General features: G+C 74.8%; 14 protein-coding genes and 1 pseudogene. 12 read left to right on the forward strand and 3 right to left on the reverse strand.

Going from position 1 to position 20,646, the window contains the following annotated elements; all coding sequences use genetic code 11:
- Positions 1–12 precede the first annotated feature (12 nt).
- From steA to ACWHYA_RS11670, 9 genes are all read left to right on the forward strand, one after another.
- A complete protein-coding gene (gene steA / locus ACWHYA_RS11630) occupies positions 13–1,194 on the forward strand; it encodes a putative cytokinetic ring protein SteA (RefSeq protein WP_425943715.1) in 1,182 nt (393 codons plus the stop codon).
- A complete protein-coding gene (locus tag ACWHYA_RS11635) occupies positions 1,195–2,361 on the forward strand; it encodes a copper transporter (RefSeq protein WP_425943713.1) in 1,167 nt (388 codons plus the stop codon). It abuts the gene before it with no gap.
- Positions 2,358–3,170 (forward strand): hypothetical protein, encoded by an 813-nt coding sequence (locus ACWHYA_RS11640; RefSeq protein WP_425943711.1) that lies wholly within the window; start codon positions 2,358–2,360, stop codon positions 3,168–3,170. The genes ACWHYA_RS11635 and ACWHYA_RS11640 overlap by 4 nt, the downstream gene beginning before the upstream one ends.
- The gene (locus ACWHYA_RS11645) at positions 3,152–4,849 is read left to right on the forward strand and encodes a lipid II flippase MurJ (protein WP_448095596.1); all 1,698 of its coding nucleotides are present in this window, start codon (positions 3,152–3,154) and stop codon (positions 4,847–4,849) included. The genes ACWHYA_RS11640 and ACWHYA_RS11645 overlap by 19 nt, the downstream gene beginning before the upstream one ends.
- Positions 4,846–6,051, forward strand: coding sequence for a glycosyltransferase (locus ACWHYA_RS11650; RefSeq protein ID WP_425943707.1), 1,206 nt, complete (start codon positions 4,846–4,848; stop codon positions 6,049–6,051). Before ACWHYA_RS11645 ends, ACWHYA_RS11650 begins: the two co-directional genes overlap by 4 nt.
- A gap of 16 nt (positions 6,052–6,067) precedes the next feature.
- Entirely contained in the window at positions 6,068–7,762 is a 1,695-nt protein-coding gene (locus ACWHYA_RS11655) for a CTP synthase (protein ID WP_425943705.1), read from the forward strand.
- A gap of 33 nt (positions 7,763–7,795) precedes the next feature.
- The gene (locus tag ACWHYA_RS11660) at positions 7,796–8,401 is read left to right on the forward strand and encodes an NUDIX domain-containing protein (RefSeq protein ID WP_425943703.1); all 606 of its coding nucleotides are present in this window, start codon (positions 7,796–7,798) and stop codon (positions 8,399–8,401) included.
- A 209-nt stretch (positions 8,402–8,610) separates the two neighbouring features.
- Complete coding sequence (gene aspS / locus ACWHYA_RS11665) at positions 8,611–10,443, forward strand: aspartate--tRNA ligase (RefSeq protein WP_425943701.1); 1,833 nt, start codon at positions 8,611–8,613, stop codon at positions 10,441–10,443.
- Between the two features lie 41 nt (positions 10,444–10,484).
- Positions 10,485–11,957 (forward strand): phytoene desaturase family protein, encoded by a 1,473-nt coding sequence (locus ACWHYA_RS11670; RefSeq protein ID WP_425943699.1) that lies wholly within the window; start codon positions 10,485–10,487, stop codon positions 11,955–11,957.
- A gap of 81 nt (positions 11,958–12,038) precedes the next feature.
- On the opposite strand, the gene ACWHYA_RS11675 is transcribed toward ACWHYA_RS11670, so the two are convergent.
- From ACWHYA_RS11675 to ACWHYA_RS11685, 3 genes and pseudogenes are all read right to left on the reverse strand, one after another.
- Positions 12,039–12,809, reverse strand: coding sequence for a hypothetical protein (locus ACWHYA_RS11675; RefSeq protein WP_425943697.1), 771 nt, complete (start codon positions 12,807–12,809; stop codon positions 12,039–12,041).
- 187 nt (positions 12,810–12,996) lie between these two features.
- Positions 12,997–13,611: pseudogene (locus ACWHYA_RS11680) on the reverse strand (GNAT family N-acetyltransferase); the annotation flags it as partial.
- A 115-nt stretch (positions 13,612–13,726) separates the two neighbouring features.
- A complete protein-coding gene (locus ACWHYA_RS11685; protein ID WP_425943695.1) occupies positions 13,727–16,000 on the reverse strand; it encodes an MMPL family transporter in 2,274 nt (757 codons plus the stop codon).
- Positions 16,001–16,109: 109 nt separating this feature from the next.
- Between ACWHYA_RS11685 and ACWHYA_RS11690 the strand changes: the two genes are divergently transcribed.
- Genes ACWHYA_RS11690 through ruvX form a run of 3 tightly spaced genes read left to right on the forward strand, consistent with a single transcriptional unit; the run spans position 16,110 to position 20,633 of the window.
- Positions 16,110–17,405: a replication-associated recombination protein A gene (locus ACWHYA_RS11690; RefSeq protein ID WP_425943738.1), complete on the forward strand. Its 1,296-nt coding sequence runs from the start codon at positions 16,110–16,112 to the stop codon at positions 17,403–17,405.
- Positions 17,406–17,451: 46 nt separating this feature from the next.
- On the forward strand, positions 17,452–20,145 hold the full coding sequence (alaS, locus tag ACWHYA_RS11695) for an alanine--tRNA ligase (protein WP_425943693.1): 2,694 nt from the start codon (positions 17,452–17,454) through the stop codon (positions 20,143–20,145).
- Positions 20,142–20,633, forward strand: a complete 492-nt coding sequence (gene ruvX / locus ACWHYA_RS11700) for a Holliday junction resolvase RuvX (protein ID WP_425943691.1) — start codon at positions 20,142–20,144, stop codon at positions 20,631–20,633. Before alaS ends, ruvX begins: the two co-directional genes overlap by 4 nt.
- The last annotated feature ends 13 nt before the right edge of the window (positions 20,634–20,646 follow it).

The raw sequence follows: 20,646 nt of genomic DNA on the forward strand, positions 1-20,646 counted from the left end.
GGTGGCAGGACCGTGAGCCGCGCCACCCGGTCGCGCCGGTCCGTCTCGGAGGACCCGGCCCCGGTGACGGGTCCGGCCCGGGTCGACGCGCGCACGAAGAACCTGACCAAGCGCCTGCAGGCGGGGGACGTCGCGGTCATCGACCACGACGACCTCGACCAGGTCAGCGCCCACGCACTGGTGGCCTGCCGGCCCGTCGCGGTGGTCAACGCCGCGCCGAGCACCACCGGGACCTACCCCAACCGCGGTCCGCAGATCCTCCTCGAGGCCGGGATCCCCGTGCTGGACCTCACCGGCCCGGAGGTCATGGACATCGCCGAGGGCACGGCCGTGACCGTGGCCGGGGACGAGCTGCGGGTCGGGGACCAGGTCCTCACCCGAGGGGTGCGGCTGACCCCGGCCCTGGTCGAGGCCCAGCTGCAGGACGCGCGCGCCAACCTCTCGGACCAGATCGAGGCGTTCTCCCAGAACACGATGGACTACGTGCGGGCCGAACGGGACCTGCTCCTCGACGGCATCGGGATCCCGCCGCTGCGCACGGACCTGGCCGGGCGGTACGCCCTCGTGGTCGTGCGCGGCTACCACTACAAGGAGGACCTGCACACCCTTCGACCCTTCATCCGGGAGGCCCGACCGGTCCTCATCGGTGTGGACGGGGGAGCCGACGCCCTCCTCGAGCAGGGGCTGACGCCCGACCTGATCGTCGGGGACATGGACTCGGTCTCCGACCGGGCCCTGACAAGCGGGGCCGAGCTGGTGGTGCACGCCTACCGGGACGGAACGGCACCCGGGCTGGAGAGGGTCGAGGCGCTCGGGGTCCGGGACGCGGTCGTGATGCCCGCGCCCGGGACGAGCGAGGACATCGCAATGCTGCTCGCCGACGACAAGGGCGCCGAGCTCATCGTGGCCGTGGGCACCCACGCCACGCTGGTGGAGTTCCTGGACAAGGGCCGCCAGGGCATGGCCAGCACCTTCCTGACCCGGCTGCGGGTCGGCAGCAAGCTCGTCGACGCCAAGGGCGTGAGCCTGCTCTACCGCTCACGCATCTCGACGGGCTCGCTCGTGTGGCTGGTGCTCGCCGGGTTGACGGCGCTGCTCGTCGCCCTGGCGGCCACCCCGGGAGGACGGGCCTTCTTCGGGGTGCTGGCCGTACGATGGGACGATGTCTGGGCCTGGGTCGAGGGACTGTTGTAGGTGATCGACTTCCGCTACCACCTGGTCTCGCTGGTGGCCGTCTTCATCGCGCTCGCGGTCGGCATCGTCCTGGGCGCCGGCCCGCTGCGCGAAGGACTCTCCAGCACGCTGGAGGGGGAGGTCTCCCAGCTGCGCGAGGAACGGGTCGCGCTCCGCGCGGACGTCGACGAGGCCCGTCGCCTCGCCGAGGCCCGGGAGCAGGCGCTGCACCGCACCGGGACGCGCGCGGTCGCCGGGACCCTCACCGGCACCCGCGTGGGGCTCGTCGTGCTCCCCGGGGCCGACCGCGAACCCCTCGACGACCTGGCCGAGCGCCTCGAGGACGCCGGGGCGCAGGTGGCCGTCACCGTCGACGTGGACGCGCGCTGGGACGTCTCGCCGCTGCCCGAGGACCGGTCCGAGCTGCTCCAGAGGCTGGCCGGCGGCCTCGCCGTACCGCAGATCGGGGAGGCGGAGGGGCCGAGCGTGCCCACCGTCCTGGCGGCCGCCCTCGCCGGCGCCGACCAGGACGGTCAGCTGGGGGCGTGGCTGGTCGCGCTCGACGACCTTTCCGGGGCGGACCTGGTCGACGTGACCTGGGAGGAGGACGACGAGGAGACGGAGCGGGACCGTCGACCCCCGGACGCGGTCGTCGTCCTGGCCGGAGGTCTGGACCCGGCGGCGGTCGGGGCGACCCCCGGCGACGCGGGTGCCGAGGCGCTGGCCCACCGGCTGGACCTCCTCTCCGCCCTGGCCGAGCTGGAGATGCCGACCGTGGTCACCGGGACCGGCACCGACTCCCGCCCGGCGCTCGGACCGGACGGCGGGGCCGAGGACGGTCTCGACGTTCTGCTCGCCGTGGTCCGGCAGGACCGCGAGCTCGGCGGGGAGGTGTCCACGGTGGACAACACCGAGGGCGTCTCCGGCCGGCTGGCCGCCGTCCTGGCGCTGGCCTGGGAGACCCGTGACCGGGCCGGCCACTACGGGCTCGGCCGGCTGGCCCAGGCTCCCGTGCCGGTCGCTCCTCCGGTCCGCAACGAGCTGGAGGTCGGTGTGCCGGGGACCGGGGAGCTGGGGGTCGTGCCGGCGCCCGCACCGGACACCGTGTCACCACCGGACCCCGGCGTGGCGCCGGGGACCACGCCGACCGGTCCGGACGTCGGGGTCCAGGAGACCTCCCCCCCGTGAGCCGCTCCCGTCCCGTCGTCACCGCAGCCTCGGCCCTGATGGCGGTCGCGGCCACCGAGGGTGTCCGCCGGCTGGACCGTGCCGGCCGGCTCCCCGGCGGACGGGACCGGTGGGCCCGCACCAACCACGCGGGCGCCCCGGTGTCGCTCGTGGAGGGGGTCGCGCTCGCCGTGGGCACCGCGACGGCCCTGCTGCCCGTCCGTCCGGCGGTGGCCGGCGCGGTGGTCCTCGCCGGTGTCGCAGGAGCGCTCGACGACCTCGTCGACGACGGCGCCGCCCGTGGGCTGGGCGGCCACCTGGGTGCGCTGCGTCGCGGACGTCCCACCACCGGGGTCCTCAAGATCCTGGTCCTCGGGGCCGGCGGGATGCTCGCGGTCGTCGTGCACGACGCCCGGTCCCCCCGGGGGACGGGCCCGCACACGCTGGCCGGTGCCGGGGTGGTCGCCGCGTCGGCCAACCTGGCCAACCTGTTCGACCTGCGTCCCGGGCGGGCCCTGAAGGTGGCGCTGCTCCCCGCCCTGCCCCTGGTGGTCCTGGGGCAGCCCCCAGCCGCCGCTGTCGGCGGGGCCGGCCTGGTCGTCCTGGCCGACGACCTCGCCGGCCGCACCATGCTCGGGGACACCGGCGCCAACCCTCTCGGCGCGGCCGTCGGCGCCGCGGCGGCGCACCGGCTCGGGGCCGGGGGACGGTGGACGGCGCTCGCGGTCCTCACCGGGCTCACCCTGCTCAGCGAACGGATCAGCTTCAGCCGGGTCATCGACTCCGTCCCCGTCCTGCGTGAGCTGGACCGGTGGGGCCGTCCTCGGTGAACGCCCCCGCGAGGACGTCGGCGGGAGGCCTGCTGGCCGCCGCCGGCCTGGTCGCCGGCATCACCCTGCTGGCCCGGGCCGTGGGCCTGGTGCGGTGGGTGGTCTTCTCCCACGCCGTCGGGGCCACCTGCGTGGGCCAGGTCTACGCGACGGCCAACCTCGTGCCCAACGTCCTGTTCGAGGTCGCCGCCGGGGGCGCGCTGGCCGCAGTGGCCGTGCCGCTCGTGGCGGGCCACCTGCACCGGGGTCGCACCGACCTGGCCGGCCGGACCGCGTCCGCCCTGATGACCTGGACCGTCACGGTGCTGCTGCCGCTCGCCGTGGTGGTGGCGCTGGCCGCCGGGCCGCTGACCACGTGGCTGCTGGGCACCCAGGAAGGGTGCTCCCCGGAGGACGCCCGGGCGGCCGGCCGGCTGATGCTGCTGCTGTTCGCCCCCCAGGTCCTCCTCTACGGCCTGGGGATCGTGCTCACCGGGGTGCTGCACGCCCACGGCCGGTTCCTGGCGGCGGCGACGGCACCCCTGCTCTCGAGCCTGGTCGTCGTGGCCGTCTACATCGCGTTCGGTGCCCTGCACGACCCGACCCGTCCGTTGGGTGAGCTCCCGGCGTCGGCGTACTGGCTGCTCGCGGGCGGGACGACGCTCGGCGTCGTCGCCCTGACCCTGCCGCTCCTGGCCCCGGCCCGGCGTCTGGACCTGCGCTGGCGGCCGACCTGGCGCTTTCCGCAGGGCTCCGGTGCCCGCGCCGGGCTGCTCGTCGTCGCGGGGGTCGGGGTCGTCCTCGCCCAGCAGACCACCACGGTCGTCGTGCTCCTCCTCACCAACGCGGCGAGCGGGGTGGCGGCCATCACCGTCTGGACCTACGCCCAGACCGCCTACCTGCTGCCCTACGCGGTGCTGGTGGTCCCCCTGGCCACCGTCGCCTTTCCCCGGTTCAGCGGGGACCGGGTCCGCGCCCGCCGGGTCCTGCGGCAGACCCTGGCGGCTGTCGTGGCCGCGGCCGTCGTCGCCGCGGCCGTCCTCGTCGCGGTCCGCCGGGAGGTCGGCCGGGCCTTCGTGCTCCTGGACGCCGGGGCCGGGGGGCCGGGGGCAGAGACCCTCGCAGCCCTCCCGGCCACGCTGGGTCTCCTCGCGCCGGGTCTGCTCGGGTTCGCGGTCGTCGCGGTGGCCACCCGTGCCCTCTACGCGCACGGGTCGCCGCTGCGGGCCGCGGCGGCGGCGGCGGCGGGGTGGGCGTCGGCGGGGCTGCTGCCCCTGGTGGTGGCGCCGACCGGTGGGTCCGTCGAGACCACCCTGCGGGTGCTGGCGCTCGGGTCCTCCGTCGGTATGACGGTCGCCGGGCTCCTGCTGCTGCGCGAGCTGCGCGGGGCCTGGGGTGCGGAGGCGACCCGCGGCACGGTCCGGGCCGGGACCGCCGTGCTCGTGGGCACGCTCCCCGTGGTCGTGCTCGCCGAGCTGGTCCTGGGCGACCCCGCCGGTGGATGGGTCCCCACCCTGGGTCGGGCCGCGCTCGTGGCGGTCCTGGTGCTGACGGGAGCGATCGTCGGCCTGCGCACGGTGGACCCCGGGACGGCGGCGCAGGTGGTGCGCCGGGGAGGGTCGCGACCGGCACCCCCCGCGGACGGCACCCCAGGGCGGTCTCCCCTGCGGGCGGCCCGCCGGGGCCGGGGCGGCCGATGACCGGGTCCGTCGAGCCGCTGCGCGTGCTGCTGGTGACCGCCCTGGTCGCCGGCGGCGTGGGCCGGCACGTGCAGATGCTGGCGGCCGGACTCGCCGCCGACGGGCACCACGTGGCCGTCGCCTGCCCCCCGGAGGTCGCCGACCGCTTCGACCTGGACCGGCACGCGCGGGTGGTGCCGCTGCCGGTCGGTGCTGCCCCCCACCCCCTCCGTGACGGCCGTTCCGTCCGGACCCTGCGCGCCGCCGCTGCCGGTGCTCACGTCGTGCACGCCCACGGCCTGCGCGCCGGAGCCCTGGGCGCCCTCGCCCGCCGCGCCGGCCCGCCCTCCCTGGTGGTGACCACCCACAACGCGACGCCGGAGCGGGGCGCGGCCAGGCTCCTTTACACCGGTATGGAGCGTCTCGTCGCCGCACGCGCCGACCTGGTCCTGGGCGTGTCGCCGGACCTGGTCCGGCGCGCCCGGTCCGCGGGGGCCCGGGCCGTCGACCTCGCCGTGGTGCCCGCACCCCCGTGCCCGCGCCTGGACGGCGCCGACGCCCGGGACCACCTGCGCCGGGTGGCCGGCCTGGACCCGGGGGCGACCGTAGTGCTGCTGGTGGGGCGCCTGGCCGCCCAGAAGGGCTTGAACCGCGCTGTGGCCGCGCTGGACCGGCTCAACGGTCCCCGCCCGACCACGACCCGCCCGGGCGCCCGCCCGGGCACGGTCGGCGACAGCGGCGGCTCCCCGACGGTGCACCTCGTGGTGGCGGGGGAGGGGCCGGAGCGGGACGCGCTGACGGCCGCGGCCCGGGTCCGGGCCGACCTGCACCTGCTGGGCCACCGCGACGACGTCCCCCGGCTGCTGGCCGGGGCCGACGTCGTGCTGTCGACGGCGCGGTGGGAGGGTCAGCCGGTGTGGCTGCAGGAGGCTCTGCAGCAGGGGGCGGCGGTCGTGGCCACCGATGTGGGCGGGACCGGGCTCGTCGTCGGCGACGCGGCGGCCCTCGTCCCGGACGAGGGCGACGACGAGCAGGTCGCAGCGGCGGTCGCGGTGGCGCTGGGGGACCTCCTGGGGGACCCGGCGGCACTGCTCGCGCTGCGGCACCGGGCCACGGACAGGGCCGCGCAGCTGCCCACCGGGGCGGACGCGCTCACGGCGGCGCTCACGGCATACCGTGGGGTCCTGGCGGACCACCCCCGGACCGGTCCGTCCCGACCGTGACGTAGACTGGCAGCCCGTGGCGGAGACGACGAAGCACATCTTTGTAACGGGGGGCGTGGCCTCCTCGCTGGGGAAGGGTCTGACGGCCTCCAGCCTGGGGTTCCTGCTCCGCTCGCGCGGGCTGCGGGTGACGATGCAGAAGCTGGACCCCTACATCAACGTCGATCCGGGGACGATGAACCCCTTCCAGCACGGCGAGGTCTTCGTCACCGAGGACGGCGCCGAGTGCGACCTGGACATCGGGCACTACGAACGCTTCCTCAACACCAACCTCTCGGGTCGGTCCAACGTGACCACGGGCCAGGTCTACAACGACGTCATCGCGCGGGAGCGGCGCGGGGAGTACCTCGGCGACACCGTCCAGGTCATCCCGCACGTGACCAACGAGATCAAGGCACGGATGCGGGCGGCGGCCGACGCCGACGACGCGGATCGTCCGGACATCATCATCACCGAGATCGGCGGCACCGTCGGCGACATCGAGTCGCTGCCGTTCCTGGAGGCCGCCCGTCAGGTCCGGCACGACATCGGCCGGGCCAACTGCTTCTTCCTGCACGTCTCGCTCGTGCCCTACCTGGCGCCCAGCGGCGAGCTCAAGACCAAGCCCACCCAGCACTCGGTGGCGGCCCTGCGGCAGGTCGGCATCACCCCCGACGCCCTCGTGCTGCGGGCCGACCGCGCCATCCCCGAGGGCATCAAGCGCAAGATCTCGCTGATGTGCGACGTGGAGAACGACGGCGTCGCGGCCTGCATCGACGCCCCGAGCATCTACGACATCCCCCGGGTGCTGCACGCCGAGATGCTGGACGCCTACGTCGTGCGCCACCTGGGGATGCCGTTCAAGGACGTCGACTGGTCGGCCTGGGACGCCCTGCTCGAGCGGGTGCACGAGCCGGAGCACCGGATCGAGATCGCCCTCGTGGGCAAGTACGTGGACCTGCCCGACGCCTACCTCTCGGTCACCGAGGCGCTGCGCGCCGGTGGTTTCCGGCACGACGCCAAGGTGGACGTGCGGTGGGTCGCCTCCGACGAGTGCCGCACCGACGCCGGTGCCAGCACGGCCCTCGGCGGTGTCGACGCCGTCCTGGTGCCCGGCGGCTTCGGGGTCCGGGGCATCGAGGGCAAGATCGGGGCCCTGCGCTGGGCCCGGGAGCGGGGGGTGCCCACGCTGGGCATCTGCCTGGGGCTGCAGGCCATGGTCATCGAGCACGCCCGCCACGTCGCCGGCATCGAGGGAGCCAGCTCGACCGAGTTCGACCCGCAGACCGCCGAGCCGGTGATCGCCACCATGGAGGAGCAGAAGTCCTTCGTCGAGGGTGCCGGGGACCTGGGCGGCACCATGCGGCTGGGGTCCTACCCGGCCGCCCTGCGGGAGGGGTCGGTGGTGGCCGGGGCCTACGGCACCACCGAGGTCACCGAGCGCCACCGCCACCGCTACGAGGTCAACAACGCCTACCGCGACCGCCTGACCGACGCGGGTTTGGTCATCAGCGGGACCTCGCCCGACGGGTCCCTGGTGGAGTTCGTCGAGCTGCCGTCCGACGTGCACCCCTACTACGTCTCGACGCAGGCGCACCCCGAGTTCAAGTCCCGCCCCGACCACGCCCATCCGCTCTTCGCCGGGCTCGTGGCCGCGGCCCTCGACCAGCAGCGCGCCCAGCGCCTCGTCGAGGTGGAGGGCCGCCACCACCAGCACGAGCTGCCGGAGTGAGCCGGCCGTCGGAGCACCGCCTACCGTAGGGCCATGAGCCTGGACGCCCCCCGCCTCAGCGCCGCCGACCTGCAGGACCTGCCCGGGCGCCGTCCCGTGGTGAGCACCGAGGTCCCCTTCAGCGGGCGGGTCTGGGACGTGCGCCGGGACGAGGTCGACCTGGGTGGGGGTGGCGTCGTCACCCGGGACTACGTGGAGCACGGCGGCGCGGTCCTCGTGCTCGCCGTCCGGGAGGACCGCGGGGAGCCCGAGGTCCTCGTCATCCGACAGTACCGCCACCCCGTCGGCGCGGAGGACTGGGAGCTGCCCGCGGGGCTGCTCGACGTGGAGGGGGAGGCGCCCCTGGAGGCCGCCCGGCGCGAGCTGGCCGAGGAGGCCGACCTGCGGGCCGGCCGGTGGGAGGAGCTGTTCGCCTTCACCCCCTCCCCGGGGAGCCTGGGCGAGGTCATCACCCTGTTCGTGGCGACCGGGCTCTCCGAGGTGCCCGCCGAGGAGCGGCACGAGCGGGAGCACGAGGAGGCGGGTATGCCGGTGGGCTGGGTGGGCCTGTCCGACGCGGTGGCCGCGGTGCTGGGCGGGCAGGTGCGCAACGGGCCGCTGGTCGTCGGTGTGCTGGCGCTGGCGGCGCGGTTAGACTGACCTCTCGTGCGCAGGGCGGAGTGACGACCCGCCGGGATCCCTCGAGGACCCCGACCTGCGCACCGCGCGTCCGGCGGACCGACGAGAGGCCGAGGATCCCTCGGCGAAGGTGTGGTGGCACCGCGACCTGGCCCCCGCCCACACCTTTGCGGGCTGCCTTCCGGACGGGCACCCCGCCCCTCCGGGACACGACCCGAGAGGAGACGAACATGCTTCGCACCCACGAGGCCGGCACGCTGCGCGCCGAGCACGTCGGGACCACGGTCACCCTCGCCGGGTGGGTGGCCCGTCGTCGCGACCACGGAGGCGTGGCCTTCGTCGACCTGAGGGACGCCAGCGGCGTCGTGCAGGTCGTGGCGCGCGACGAGGTGCTCACCGGCGGGAACATGGTCCACGACCTGCGCAGCGAGTACTGCATCACGGTGACCGGCGAGGTGACCGCCCGCGCGGACAAGGACGTCAACCCCGACCTGCCCACCGGCGCGGTCGACGTGGTCGCCACCGGCATCGAGGTGCTCAGCGAGTCGGCTCCGCTGCCCTTCCAGATCGACGAGCGGGTGAGCGTGGGGGAGGAGGCCCGGCTGCGGCACCGCTACCTGGACCTGCGTCGTCCCGGGGCCAGCTCGGCGGGCGCCAACCTGCGGCTGCGCTCGCGGGTCAACGCCGCCGCCCGCACCGTGCTGGCCGAGCGCGACTTCGTCGAGATCGAGACGCCCACGCTGACCCGCTCCACCCCGGAGGGCGCTCGCGACTTCCTCGTCCCGGCGCGCCTGCAGCCCGGGAGCTGGTACGCCCTGCCCCAGAGCCCCCAGCTGTTCAAGCAGCTCCTCATGGTCTCCGGGATGGAGCGGTACTACCAGATCGCCCGCTGCTACCGCGACGAGGACTTCCGCGCCGACCGGCAGCCGGAGTTCACCCAGCTCGACGTCGAGATGAGCTTCGTGGACCAGGACGACGTCATCGAGCTCGGTGAGGCCCTGGCCCGGGCCGTCTGGGGGGTGCAGGGGATCGAGCTGGACACCCCCTTCCCGCGGATGACCTACGCCGAGGCGATGGCCCGCTACGGGACCGACAAGCCCGACCTGCGCCTCGACCTGGAGCTGACCGACTGCACCGAGTACTTCTCCGGGACCCCGTTCCGGGTGTTCCAGGCCGAGCACGTGGGCGCCGTCGTCATGCCCGGGGGCGGGTCGCAGCCGCGCCGGCAGTTCGACGCCTGGCAGGAGTGGGCCAAGCAGCGGGGGGCCAAGGGGCTGGCCTACGTCACCGTCGGCGAGGACGGGACCCTGGGCGGCCCGGTGGCCAAGAACATCTCCGACGCCGAGCGGGCCGGCCTCGCCGACCACGTGGGGGCCTCCCCGGGTGACGCCGTCTTCTTCGCGGCCGGCCCGACCAAGCCCTCGCGGGCCCTCCTGGGCGCCGCCCGGCTCGAGATCGGTCGGCGCGCGGGACTGATCGACGAGTCGGCGTGGAGCTTCCTCTGGGTCGTCGACGCGCCCCTCTTCGAGCCGGCCGGCGACGCGGTCGAGGCCGGGGACGTCGCCGTGGGCTCCGGCGCCTGGACCGCCGTCCACCACGCGTTCACCTCGCCGAAGGCGGAGTTCCTCGACTCCCTGGAGGAGGACCCCGGTTCGGCCCTGGCCTACGCCTACGACCTGGTCTGCAACGGCAACGAGATCGGCGGCGGCTCCATCCGTATCCACCGCCGCGACGTCCAGGAGCGTGTCTTCGCCATCATGGGCCTGTCGGCGGAGCAGGCCCAGGAGAAGTTCGGCTTCCTGCTCGAGGCGTTCAAGTACGGCGCGCCGCCGCACGGCGGCATCGCCTTCGGCTGGGACCGGATCGTGGCCCTGCTCGCGGGCACGGACTCCATCCGGGACGTCATCGCCTTCCCCAAGACCGGGGGCGGCTTCGACCCGCTGACCGAGGCGCCCGCCCCGATCACCCCCGAGCAGCGCAAGGAGGCCGGGATCGACGCCGTGCCCGAGCAGCCGGCGCCGGCCCCGCAGGGGGCGCCCGAGGTGTCACCGACCCGGAGCTGAGTCGACCGGCGGGGTGCCGGCCCTCCCGTTAGCGTGGGGTCATGACTCCCCGACCCGTGGACGCCGTCGTCGTGGGCTCGGGCCCCAACGGGCTGGCCGCCGCCGTCACGCTGGCGCGCGCGGGGCTGCGGGTCACCGTGCTGGAGGGACAGCCCACCCCCGGCGGCGGAGTCCGGACGCTGCCGCTGGAGGGTCCGCGCGTCCCGGCGGGGGAGGGGCTGGTGCAGGACGTCTGCGCGGCCGTCCCCGCGGCCGTGTCCGGCTCCGCGTTCTTCGAGGAGTTCGACCTGGCGGCGCGTGGGGTCGAGCTCCTGGTGCCGGAGGTCTCCTACGCCCAGCCCCTGGACGGTGGCCGGGCGGGCATCGCCTGGCGGGACCTGGACCGGACCGCCGAGGACCTCGGGGTGGACGCCGGCGCGTGGCGGCGGCTCGTCGGCCCCCTGGTCCGGCACCGCCAGGAGGTGGCCTCGATCGCCCTGTCGGACAAGCGCTCCGTGCCGTGGTCCGGTGCCGGCACGCCAGCCGGCGCGGCCGCCTTCCTCCAGGCCCTGGCGGTGCTCTCGGGACCCGGCGGCGAACGGTGGTGGCGCACCGAGGAGGCCCGGGCGCTGATCACCGGCGTGGCCGCGCACACGATCACCCGCATCCCCTCTCCGGCGGCGGCGGGCACGGCGGCATACCTCGGCGCTCTGGCTCACGGCCCCACCGGGTGGCCGCTGGTGCGCGGGGGCATCGGCCGCATCACCGACGCGCTTCTGGCCGATCTGCGCGCCCACGGGGGCGAGGTCGTCCCCGACCACCCGGTCCGCAGCGGCCAGGACCTGCCCTCCGCCCGGGCGACCCTGCTGGACACCCACGCCCGGGTCGCCGCGGACCTGCTGGCCGAGCCGTACCGCTCGCGCCTGCGGTCCCTGCCCGTGGGAGCCGGCGTGTGCAAGCTCGACTACGTGCTGTCCGGACCGGTGCCCTGGAGCCGGCCGGAGGTCGCGCTGGCCGGCACCGTGCACGTGTGCGGCGACGTGGGGGACATGCGCCGCGCGGAGGCCGAGGTGGCGGCGGGCCGGCACGCCGAGCGTCCCATGATGCTGCTGAGCGACCCGGTTCCGCTCGACCCGGGACGACTGGGCCGCACCGGTCTGCGACCGGTGTGGGCCTACGCGCACGTCCCCCGGGGCTCCTCCCGGGACGTGCGTGCCCAGGCCGACGCCCAGCTGGAACGGTTCGCCCCCGGGTTCCGCGACCTCGTCGTGGACTGCGTGGTCACGCCCGCCTCCCGGATGGCCGAGCACAACGCCGCCTACCCCGACGGTGACATCTCCGGAGGGGCGATCTCGTTGTGGCACATGATCTCCCGGCCCACCGCACGGATGGACCCGTACGCCGTCGCGCCCGGCGTGTGGCTCTGCTCGGCCTCCACCCCTCCGGGCCCGGGCGTGCACGGCATGTCCGGGCTGCACGCCGCCCGCCGGGTCCTGCGCGCGCTCGGACGCCCCGTGCCCTCGCTCGCTCCCTGAGACGCCGCGCCGAGCACCCGGGGCGGGGACGGCTCAGGCCCCGCCCCGAGAGATCCGGGGGCGGGGCCTGTGCGGCGCGGGTCAGGCGGTCTGGTCGACCAGGACCCGACGGTCCTCGTCGCTGTCGGCGACCGGGCCGTCACCGTCGCTGCGGCGGGCGCCGGCGGCCCAGAACAGGCCCGCTCCGGTGAGGATGTTGATGACGCCCAGCCCGGCGACGAGGGCGGTCATGCCCAGGGCCAGCTTGAGCGCCGAGGCGGTCACGGTGCCCACGCCGAGCTCACCGACGAGTCCGTGGACGGTGCCGGTCCAGATCTCGCCGCGGGCGGCGGCGTCGGCCGGGTTGGTGCGGTCGAAGTCGTTCCAGTACTTGCCGCCGTTGGGGTACTCGACGGTCATGCCCTCGGCCGGGACGGGGTCGGGCACCGGCACGGTCTCGTCGCCGACCTGCAGCTCGGTGAGGGCGTTGCCCTCGGCGTCGACCAGCTGCTCCTCGGTCAGGGTGACCTCGGTGGTGCCGTTGATGACGTGGTGCACGACGGTGGCCATCTGGAACATGTACTCGCTCGCGCTGTTGACCAGCGGGTCGTCTGCGTTCATCTCGCGGCCCGAGACGGGGTAGCCCCACTCGTCCTCGAGCATGGCCATGATCGCGTCGGCCTCCTCGGTGGTGCCGCGGTCGACGAGCTGGCCGTCCTCGTTGTACGAGAGCTCGACGCCCTGGACCTCGCTGAAGCTCTGCAGGGAATGCCTGCCGTCCTGGTACATCTTGAAGGCGACGCCGGAGCCGATCAGGAAGACCAGACCGAAGACCATGAGCATGATCCCGACGAGACGAAGACGTTGTGCCATGGGGAAGGAACCTCCTCCGGGCAGGGGACCCGGATCGTGGTGTCCCGCCGGACGGGCCGGCGGCGTGCCCGGGAGGGGCATGGCTCCACCCTGACGCATCTCCTATCGTCGGTAGTAGGGCCAAAGGTCCCGGATCCGCAGGACGGACGTCACCCCTGCAGGAGCGGCGGCTGTGCCAGGCGCGGGCGGTGCGGTAGCCCAGGCGCCGGTAGACCCGCAGAGCAGCCGTGTTGTCCGCGAAGACGCCCAGCGTGCAGACCCCGTGCTCGCCCAGGGCCCACCGGGTCAGGGCGGCCGTGACCACGCCGCCCCAGCCGTGCCCTCGCAGGCCGGTGGCGGTGACGATGCCGGCCAGGTGGGGCACGCCGCCCGCCTCCCGCTCGGCCCCGCCCACCGCGGTCAGGTGCCCGGCGTCGTCCCGCCTCCCCACCCAGCGGACCACCCGACCGGTGCCGATCTCGGTCCAGACGCGGGGATTGTGCCGGCGGGTGAACGCCGACAGCTCGGCCGCGTCCTGCCCGTCGTCCAGCTCCTCGAGCTCGGCCTCCCGGGCGTCGGCGGGGGGAGGGGTCGCGGACCACATCCAGTCCCAGTCGCCGCCGTCGCCCAGGTCCAGGACCTCGTGGGCGACGGCGGCGTGGGAGCGGACCACGGAGACGGACCGGCTGCGCAGACGGTGCAGGTGTCCGCCGTCCCGCAGCGCCCCCAGGGCGGCGCGGACGTCCTCGGGGCCGACCTCGGCCGGGCCTCCCAGCGGGGCCACCCAGAACCCTCGCCGCTCCCCGAGCCGTTCGACGAGCATCACCGGTCCGTGCACCCACGCCTCTCCCGGCAGCGCCGGGTCCAGCGCCCAGCGGACCCAGGGGTCACCCCCGGAGAGCGCCACCAGCTCCGCGTGCGTGCGGACCCGGCGCACGTCATACCCCCGCCGCGGGAGCGTGCTCGGAGACCCCCACCCGCGCGTGCACCCGGCGCAGCCAGTCCGGGGCCCACCAGTTCCACCGGCCCAGCAGCGTCATCGTGGCCGGGACGACGAGCATCCGCACGACCGTGGCGTCCACGAGGACGGCGGCGGCCAGGGCGAACCCGGTCTGTTTGATGGCCAGCATGTGGCCCGCCGCGAACCCGGAGAAGACGACGACCATGATGACCGCGGCCGAGGTGATGATCCGCCCGGAGCGCTGGACGCCGAGGCGGACCGCGGTGTCGTCGTCGTGGCCCTGCTCGTGCAGCTCGATGATCCGCGAGAGCAGGAACACCTCGTAGTCCATCGACAGCCCGAAGCCGAACGCGAGCACGAGCAGCGGGATGACCGACTCCAGGGCACCCACCGACTCGAACCCCAGAAGACCCTCGAGGTAGCCGTGCTGGAAGACCAGGACCGTCAGGCCCAGGCTCGCCCCCAGCGAGACGACGTTGAGCACCAGGGCCTTGAGCGGGATGACGACCGAGCCGCTGAGGAGGAAGAGCAGGACGAGGGTGGCGCCGCCGATCCAGGCCGCGGCCCAGGCGGCCCGGTCCCAGACGGAGTCCACGAAGTCGGCGAGGGAGGCGGCCTGCCCACCCACCCACACCGCGCCACCGTCCGGGCCGGTGCTGGACCTGAGCGCGGTCACGACCTCGCGGGCCGGGTCCCCCAGGGGCCCGTCCTCCACCCGCACCCCGACGCGCCACAGCGGGTCGTCCGGGTCGGCGCCGTCCGCGAGCGGGACGTCGGCCGGCCACGCCCCCAGGTCCTGCGGCGGGTCGACGTCCCTGACCCCGGGCAGGCTCGAGACCTCCTCGGCCCAGGTGAGGGTCTCTTCCCGCGGTGCCTGGACGAGGGCCACGACGTCGGGGGCGGCCACCAGGGGGTAGTCCTCGTCCAGCTGCTCGAAGAAGACGCGCTGGTCGGCCCCGGGCGGCAGCAGGTCGGTCCCGGAAGAGGTCAGCCGCAGGCCGAGCGCGGGCCAGGCGAGCGCGAGCAGCACGGCGGTGCTGGCCACGACGGTGATCACCGGGCGTCGCTGGACCGCGGTGGCCAGCCGGCTGAAGATCCCCTCGTCCGCGGTCGCGCCGGCTCCCCGGCGGTGCCCGAGGCGGCGCGCCCACGTGGCGGCCAGCGCGGGGACCAGGGTGAGCGCGACGAGCAGCGCGACCACCACGACGGCGACCCCGGCGGCCCCGATCGCCCGCATGATCGGTGCCTCGAAGAGGACCAGCCCGGACAGGGCGATCCCCACGATCAGGCCGGAGAAGAGCACCGTGCGGCCGGCCGTCGTCAGGGCTCCGACGACGGCCGCCTCGATCTGGTCCTGGGACAGCTCCCGGTGGGGTACCCCCGGGGCGACCGCCTCCACCTGCTCCCGGAACCGGGAGACCAGGAGGAGGCCGTAGTCGATGCACAGGGCCAGCCCCATGACCGTGACGATGTTGACGACGGTGGCGTCGAGGTCGATCAGGTAGGAGAAGCCGAGCAGGATCGCCAGGCCGCCCCCGATGCTCGCGACCGCGCCGAGGACCGGCATGAGGGCGGCCAGGACGCCACCGAAGACCACGACCATGACGACGAGGGAGATCGGCAGGGCGATGCCCTCGCCCCGTTGCAGGTCGACCTGGATCTGGTCGGTGATGTCGTCGACGAGCAGGGGGACGCCGCCCCAGTCCACCGCGCCCGTGTGGTCCGCCAGGAGCTCCTCGTATGCCGCCTCCAGGCCGACCAGCACGTCCCGGGCCTGCGGGAAGGTCACCTCGGGCTCCAGCTCGACGGTCAGCAGGAAGGCACCGCCGGAGGGGTCCTGGTCCCGGACCGCGACGAGCGCCTCGGGAGCGGTGGGCCACTCCGGGTGCAGGACGGGGGCGACGACCCCCGCCACCCCGTCGACGTCCGCGGCCCGCTCCGCGAACCCCGCCACCGCGGCCACGAGGGCGGGGTCCTGCAGGTCGGCACCGGTCACCGACCCGAGGAGCGCCGGTCCCTCCTCGTCGGCGGCGGTGATCTCCTGGACGACCTGGGCCGCACCCGGGGCCTCGATCGCCCCGGAGGTCAGGCGGTCGAAGAGGCCGGGGCCCGGCCCGAGGCCCAGGGCGGTGACGAAGGCGGCGACCACCAGCACCGACCAGGTGAGCAGGTACCACCATCGGTGGCGGACCGTCGACCGGCCGAGCACGGCCAGCGCAGGACGGCGGGGAGGGCGGTGCGAGCCGGCCACGGGTAGCCTCACCAGGGTGTCGAGTGGTGGATCAGACCTGTTCAGCGTATCCACGGGCGCCGACGGGACCGCGGCCGAGGGGGACCTGCGGCCACCGCTGGCGGTCCGGATGCGGCCGCGCACGCTCGACGAGGTCGCCGGCCAGGAGGACGTCCTGCGACCCGGGTCCCCGATGCGTCGGCTCATCGAGGGCCACGCCGGGGTGGCCGGGCCCCTGTCGGCGATCCTGTGGGGACCGCCGGGCACCGGGAAGACCACGCTGGCCCACCTCGTGGCCGCAGCGGGCGACCGTCGGTTCGTCGAGCTCTCCGCGGTCACGGCCGGGGTGAAGGACGTGCGGGCGGCGATGGAGGAGGCCGTGCGCCAGCGGTCGCTGCACGGGCGGGCCACCGTGCTCTTCCTCGACGAGATCCACCGGTTCACCAAGGCCCAGCAGGACGCGCTCCTGCCGGGCGTGGAGAACCGGGTGGTGATCCTCGTGGCGGCGACGACGGAGAACCCCTCCTTCTCGATCATCGCGCCCCTGCTCTCGCGCTCGGTCATGGTGCGGCTCGGGTCGCTGACCGACGAGCAGGTCGCGGGGGTGGTCCGGCGCGCGCTCACCGACGAGCGGGGTCTGGCGGGGGAGTTCACCCTCGACGACGACGCCCTCGACCACGTGGTGCGGATGGCCGGCGGGGACGCGCGGCGGGCGCTCACCACCCTCGAGGCCGCCGCCGGCGTGGCGGCCGACGAGCGTCCGGCCGGTCGCGAGGACCAGCCGGCCCTCATCGCGCTGGCGACGGTCGAGCAGGCGGTGGCCACCGCGGCGGTGCGCTACGACCGGGCGGGGGACCAGCACTACGACGTGGCCAGCGCGTTCATCAAGTCGATGCGCGGCAGCGACGTCGACGCGGCGCTGCACTACCTGGCCCGGCAGCTGGAGGCGGGGGAGGACCCCCGGTTCATCGCGCGCCGGATCGTTCTCGCCGCGAGCGAGGACGTGGGCATGGCCGACCCGACGGCGCTGCAGACCGCCGTCGCCGCGATGCACGCGGTCGCCCAGATCGGGATGCCGGAGGCCAGGATCGTGCTGGCCCAGGCGGTGGTGCACAACGCGCTGGCGCCCAAGTCCAACGCGGCCTACGCCGCGATCAACGCGGCCGTGGCCGACGTCCGGGCCGGTCGTGGCGGGGCGGTGCCGCCGCACCTGCGGGGGAGCGGGTATGCCGGGGCCGCCCGCCTCGGGCACGGGGAGGGTTACCGCTACAGCCACGACGAGCCGGCCGGGGTCGGGCCCCAGCAGTATCTCCCGGACGACCTGCTCGAGGCCGACGTCGACTACTACCGTCCCACCACGCGCGGGTGGGAGGAGCGGCTCGCGGCCCGGTGGGCCGAGCTGCGGCGGATCGTCCGGGGCCGGTGACGGCGGCTATTGTGGCAAGGTCCGTCTGCCCCCTGGTGAGGAGACCATGGAAACCGCCGAGATCCGCCGTCGCTGGTTGAGGTTCTTCGAGAGCAAGGACCACGCCGTCGTCCCCAGCGCCCCGCTGGTCTACGACGACCCCAACCTGCTGTTCGTCAACGCCGGCATGGTGCCCTTCAAGCCCTACTTCCTGGGCCAGGAGAGCGCGCCGTGGCCGCGGGCCACCTCGGTGCAGAAGTGCGTGCGGACCCTCGACATCGAGGAGGTCGGGCGGACCACCCGGCACGGCACCTTCTTCCAGATGAACGGCAACTTCTCCTTCGGCGACTACTTCAAGGACCGGGCCATCGCCTACGCCTGGGAGTTCGTCACCGGGTCGCAGGACGACGGGTTCCTCGGCTTCGACCCCGGGTCCGTGTGGGTGACCGTCCTCGAGGGCGACGACGAGGCCGCCGACCTGTGGCACCGGATCGCCGGGCTGCCCCAGGAGCGCATCCAGCGGCGCGGGCCGGCCGACAACTACTGGTCCATGGGGGTGCCCGGACCGGGCGGACCCTGCAGCGAGATCTACATCGACCGCGGTCCCGAGCACGGGCCCGACGGCGGGCCCGTCGTGGACGAGGACCGCTACCTGGAGATCTGGAACCTCGTCTTCATGCAGGACGAGCTGTCCGCGGTCCGCTCCAAGACCGACGTGGACATCGCCGGGGAGCTGCCGACGAAGAACATCGACACCGGGATGGGGCTGGAGCGGGTGGCCTACCTGCTCCAGGGCGTGGACAACCTCTACGAGATCGACGAGGTCTACCCCGTCATCGAGCGCGCCGAGGACCTGTCCGGTCGCGCCTACGGCAAGGACCACGACGACGACGTCCGCTTCCGGGTGGTCGCCGACCACGTCCGGTCCGGGCTGATGCTCATGGGCGACGGGGTCACCCCCGGCAACGAGGGCCGCGGCTACGTCCTGCGCCGGCTCCTGCGCCGCGCCGTGCGCTCGATGCGCCTCCTGGGCGTCCACGACCCCGCCCTGCCAGAGCTCCTGCCGGTGAGCAAGGACGTGATGAAGCAGTCCTACCCCGAGCTGGAGCGGGACTGGGCCCGGATCAGCGAGGTGGCCTACGCCGAGGAGGAGGCCTTCCGGCGCACGCTGGCCAGCGGCACCACGATCCTGGACACCGCCGTCGCCCGGGCCAAGGAGTCGGGGGTCACCCGGCTCGCCGGCGGGCAGGCCTTCCAGCTGCACGACACCTACGGCTTCCCCATCGACCTCACCCTGGAGATGGCGGCCGAGCAGGGCCTGTCGGTCGACGAGGAGGGCTTCCGCACGCTGATGACCGAGCAGCGGCAGCGGGCCAAGGCCGACGCCCGGTCCAAGAAGGCCGGGCACGGCGAGGTCACCTCCTACCGGCAGGTCGCCGACCGGCTGGGTCGTCCGGTGGAGTTCACCGGGTACGAGCAGACGAGCGGCGAGGCCCCGGTCGTGGGACTGTTCAGCTCCGGCCAGGAGGTGGACCGGCTCAGCGCCGTCGGGCAGGACGCGGAGACCGGTGGCACCGAGGTCGAGGTCGTCCTGGGCAGCACGCCCTTCTACGCCGAGGCCGGTGGGCAGCTGGCCGACCACGGCGTCCTCCGGTTGGCCGGCGGCGCGGTGGTCCAGGTGACCGACGTGCAGCGGCCGACACCCGGTCTGGTCGTGCACCGTGGGCGTCTCCTCGAGGGCGAGGTCGCTGTCGGCGAGCGCGCCACCGCCGAGATCGACTCGGTCCGCCGGGCCTCGGTGTCCCGCGCGCACACCGCCACGCACATCGTGCACAAGGTGCTGCGGGAGGCCCTCGGGGACTCGGCGACCCAGGCGGGGTCCGAGAACGCCCCGGGGCGGCTGCGTTTCGACTTCCGTTCCACCCGCGGGCTCGGCGGCGAGGAGCTGGCCGCGGTCGAGGCCCGGATCAACGAGCGGCTCATGGACGACCTCTCGGTCAGCGCGGCCGAGATGCCGCTCGCCCAGGCGCGGGAGATGGGCGCGATGGCGCTCTTCGGGGAGCGCTACCCCGACGTGGTGCGCGTCGTCTCGGTCGGCGGCCCGTGGTCGCTGGAGCTGTGCGGCGGGACCCACGTGCTCAACTCCGCCCAGCTGTCCCTCGTGAAGATCATGGGCGAGGCCTCCATCGGGTCGGGGGTCCGCCGCGTCGAGGCCCTGGTCGGTGCGGACGCCTACCAGCACCTGGCGCGGGAGAACGTCATCGTCAACCAGCTCACGGACTCCCTGAAGGTTCGTCCCGACGAGCTGCCGGACCGCATCGGCCAGCTGATGGCGAGGCTGAAGGAGGCCGAGCGTCAGATCGCCGCGGCCAAGGCCCAGCAGGCCCTGGCGGCGGCGGCCTCGCTCACCGACCGTGCCCGCGACGTGGACGGCGTGACCTTCCTGGGTCACGACCTCGGCGAGGGGTCGACCGGGGACGACCTGCGCCGCGCGGTGACCGACCTGCGGGGCCGTCTCGGTACCGACCGGCCCGTGGTCGTCGCCCTCACCGGCACCTCCGGCGGACGCCCCCACGTGGTGGTCGGGACCAACGAGGCCGCCCGCGGCCGGGGGATCCGGGCCGGCGCCCTCGTGAAGGTCGCCGCCCAGACCCTCGGCGGCGGCGGCGGGGGCAAGGACGACCTGGCCCAGGGGGGTGGCCAGGACCCGTCGCGGACCGCCGACGCGCTGCGTCGCATCGAGGACGAGCTGAGGCCGTGACGACCGACCCGGGGGTGCTGCTCGGCGTCGACGTCGGGGAGGTCCGGGTCGGCCTGGCGGCCAGCGACGCCGTCGGCCTGCTGGCCCACCCGGTGGCGACCCTGCCCCGGGACCCCGAGGGCCTGACCGACCTCGGTGCCATCGCCGAGGAGGTCGCCGGACGGGGAGCCGTCGGGGTGGTCGTGGGCCTGCCCCGTTCCCTCTCCGGGGAGGAGGGCTTGGCCGCACGCCGTGCCCGCGACTACGCTGTTGCGCTGCAGCGGCGTCTGGAGGTGCCGGTGCGTCTGGTCGACGAACGTCTGACCACGGTGGACGCCCACCGGAACCTGCGCCGCAGCGGGGTCCGGGGACGCGAGCACCGCGGAGTCGTGGACCAGGCGGCCGCCGTCCTCATCCTCCAGTCGGCGCTGGACGCCAGACGCGCCGGCCGTCCCCCCGGTGAACCCCTGAAGGCGCGCAAGCCCCGGACCCCCCGGTCCGGCCCCTGAGCAAAGGACACGG

This window comes from Ornithinimicrobium carbonis (assembly GCF_977012275.1).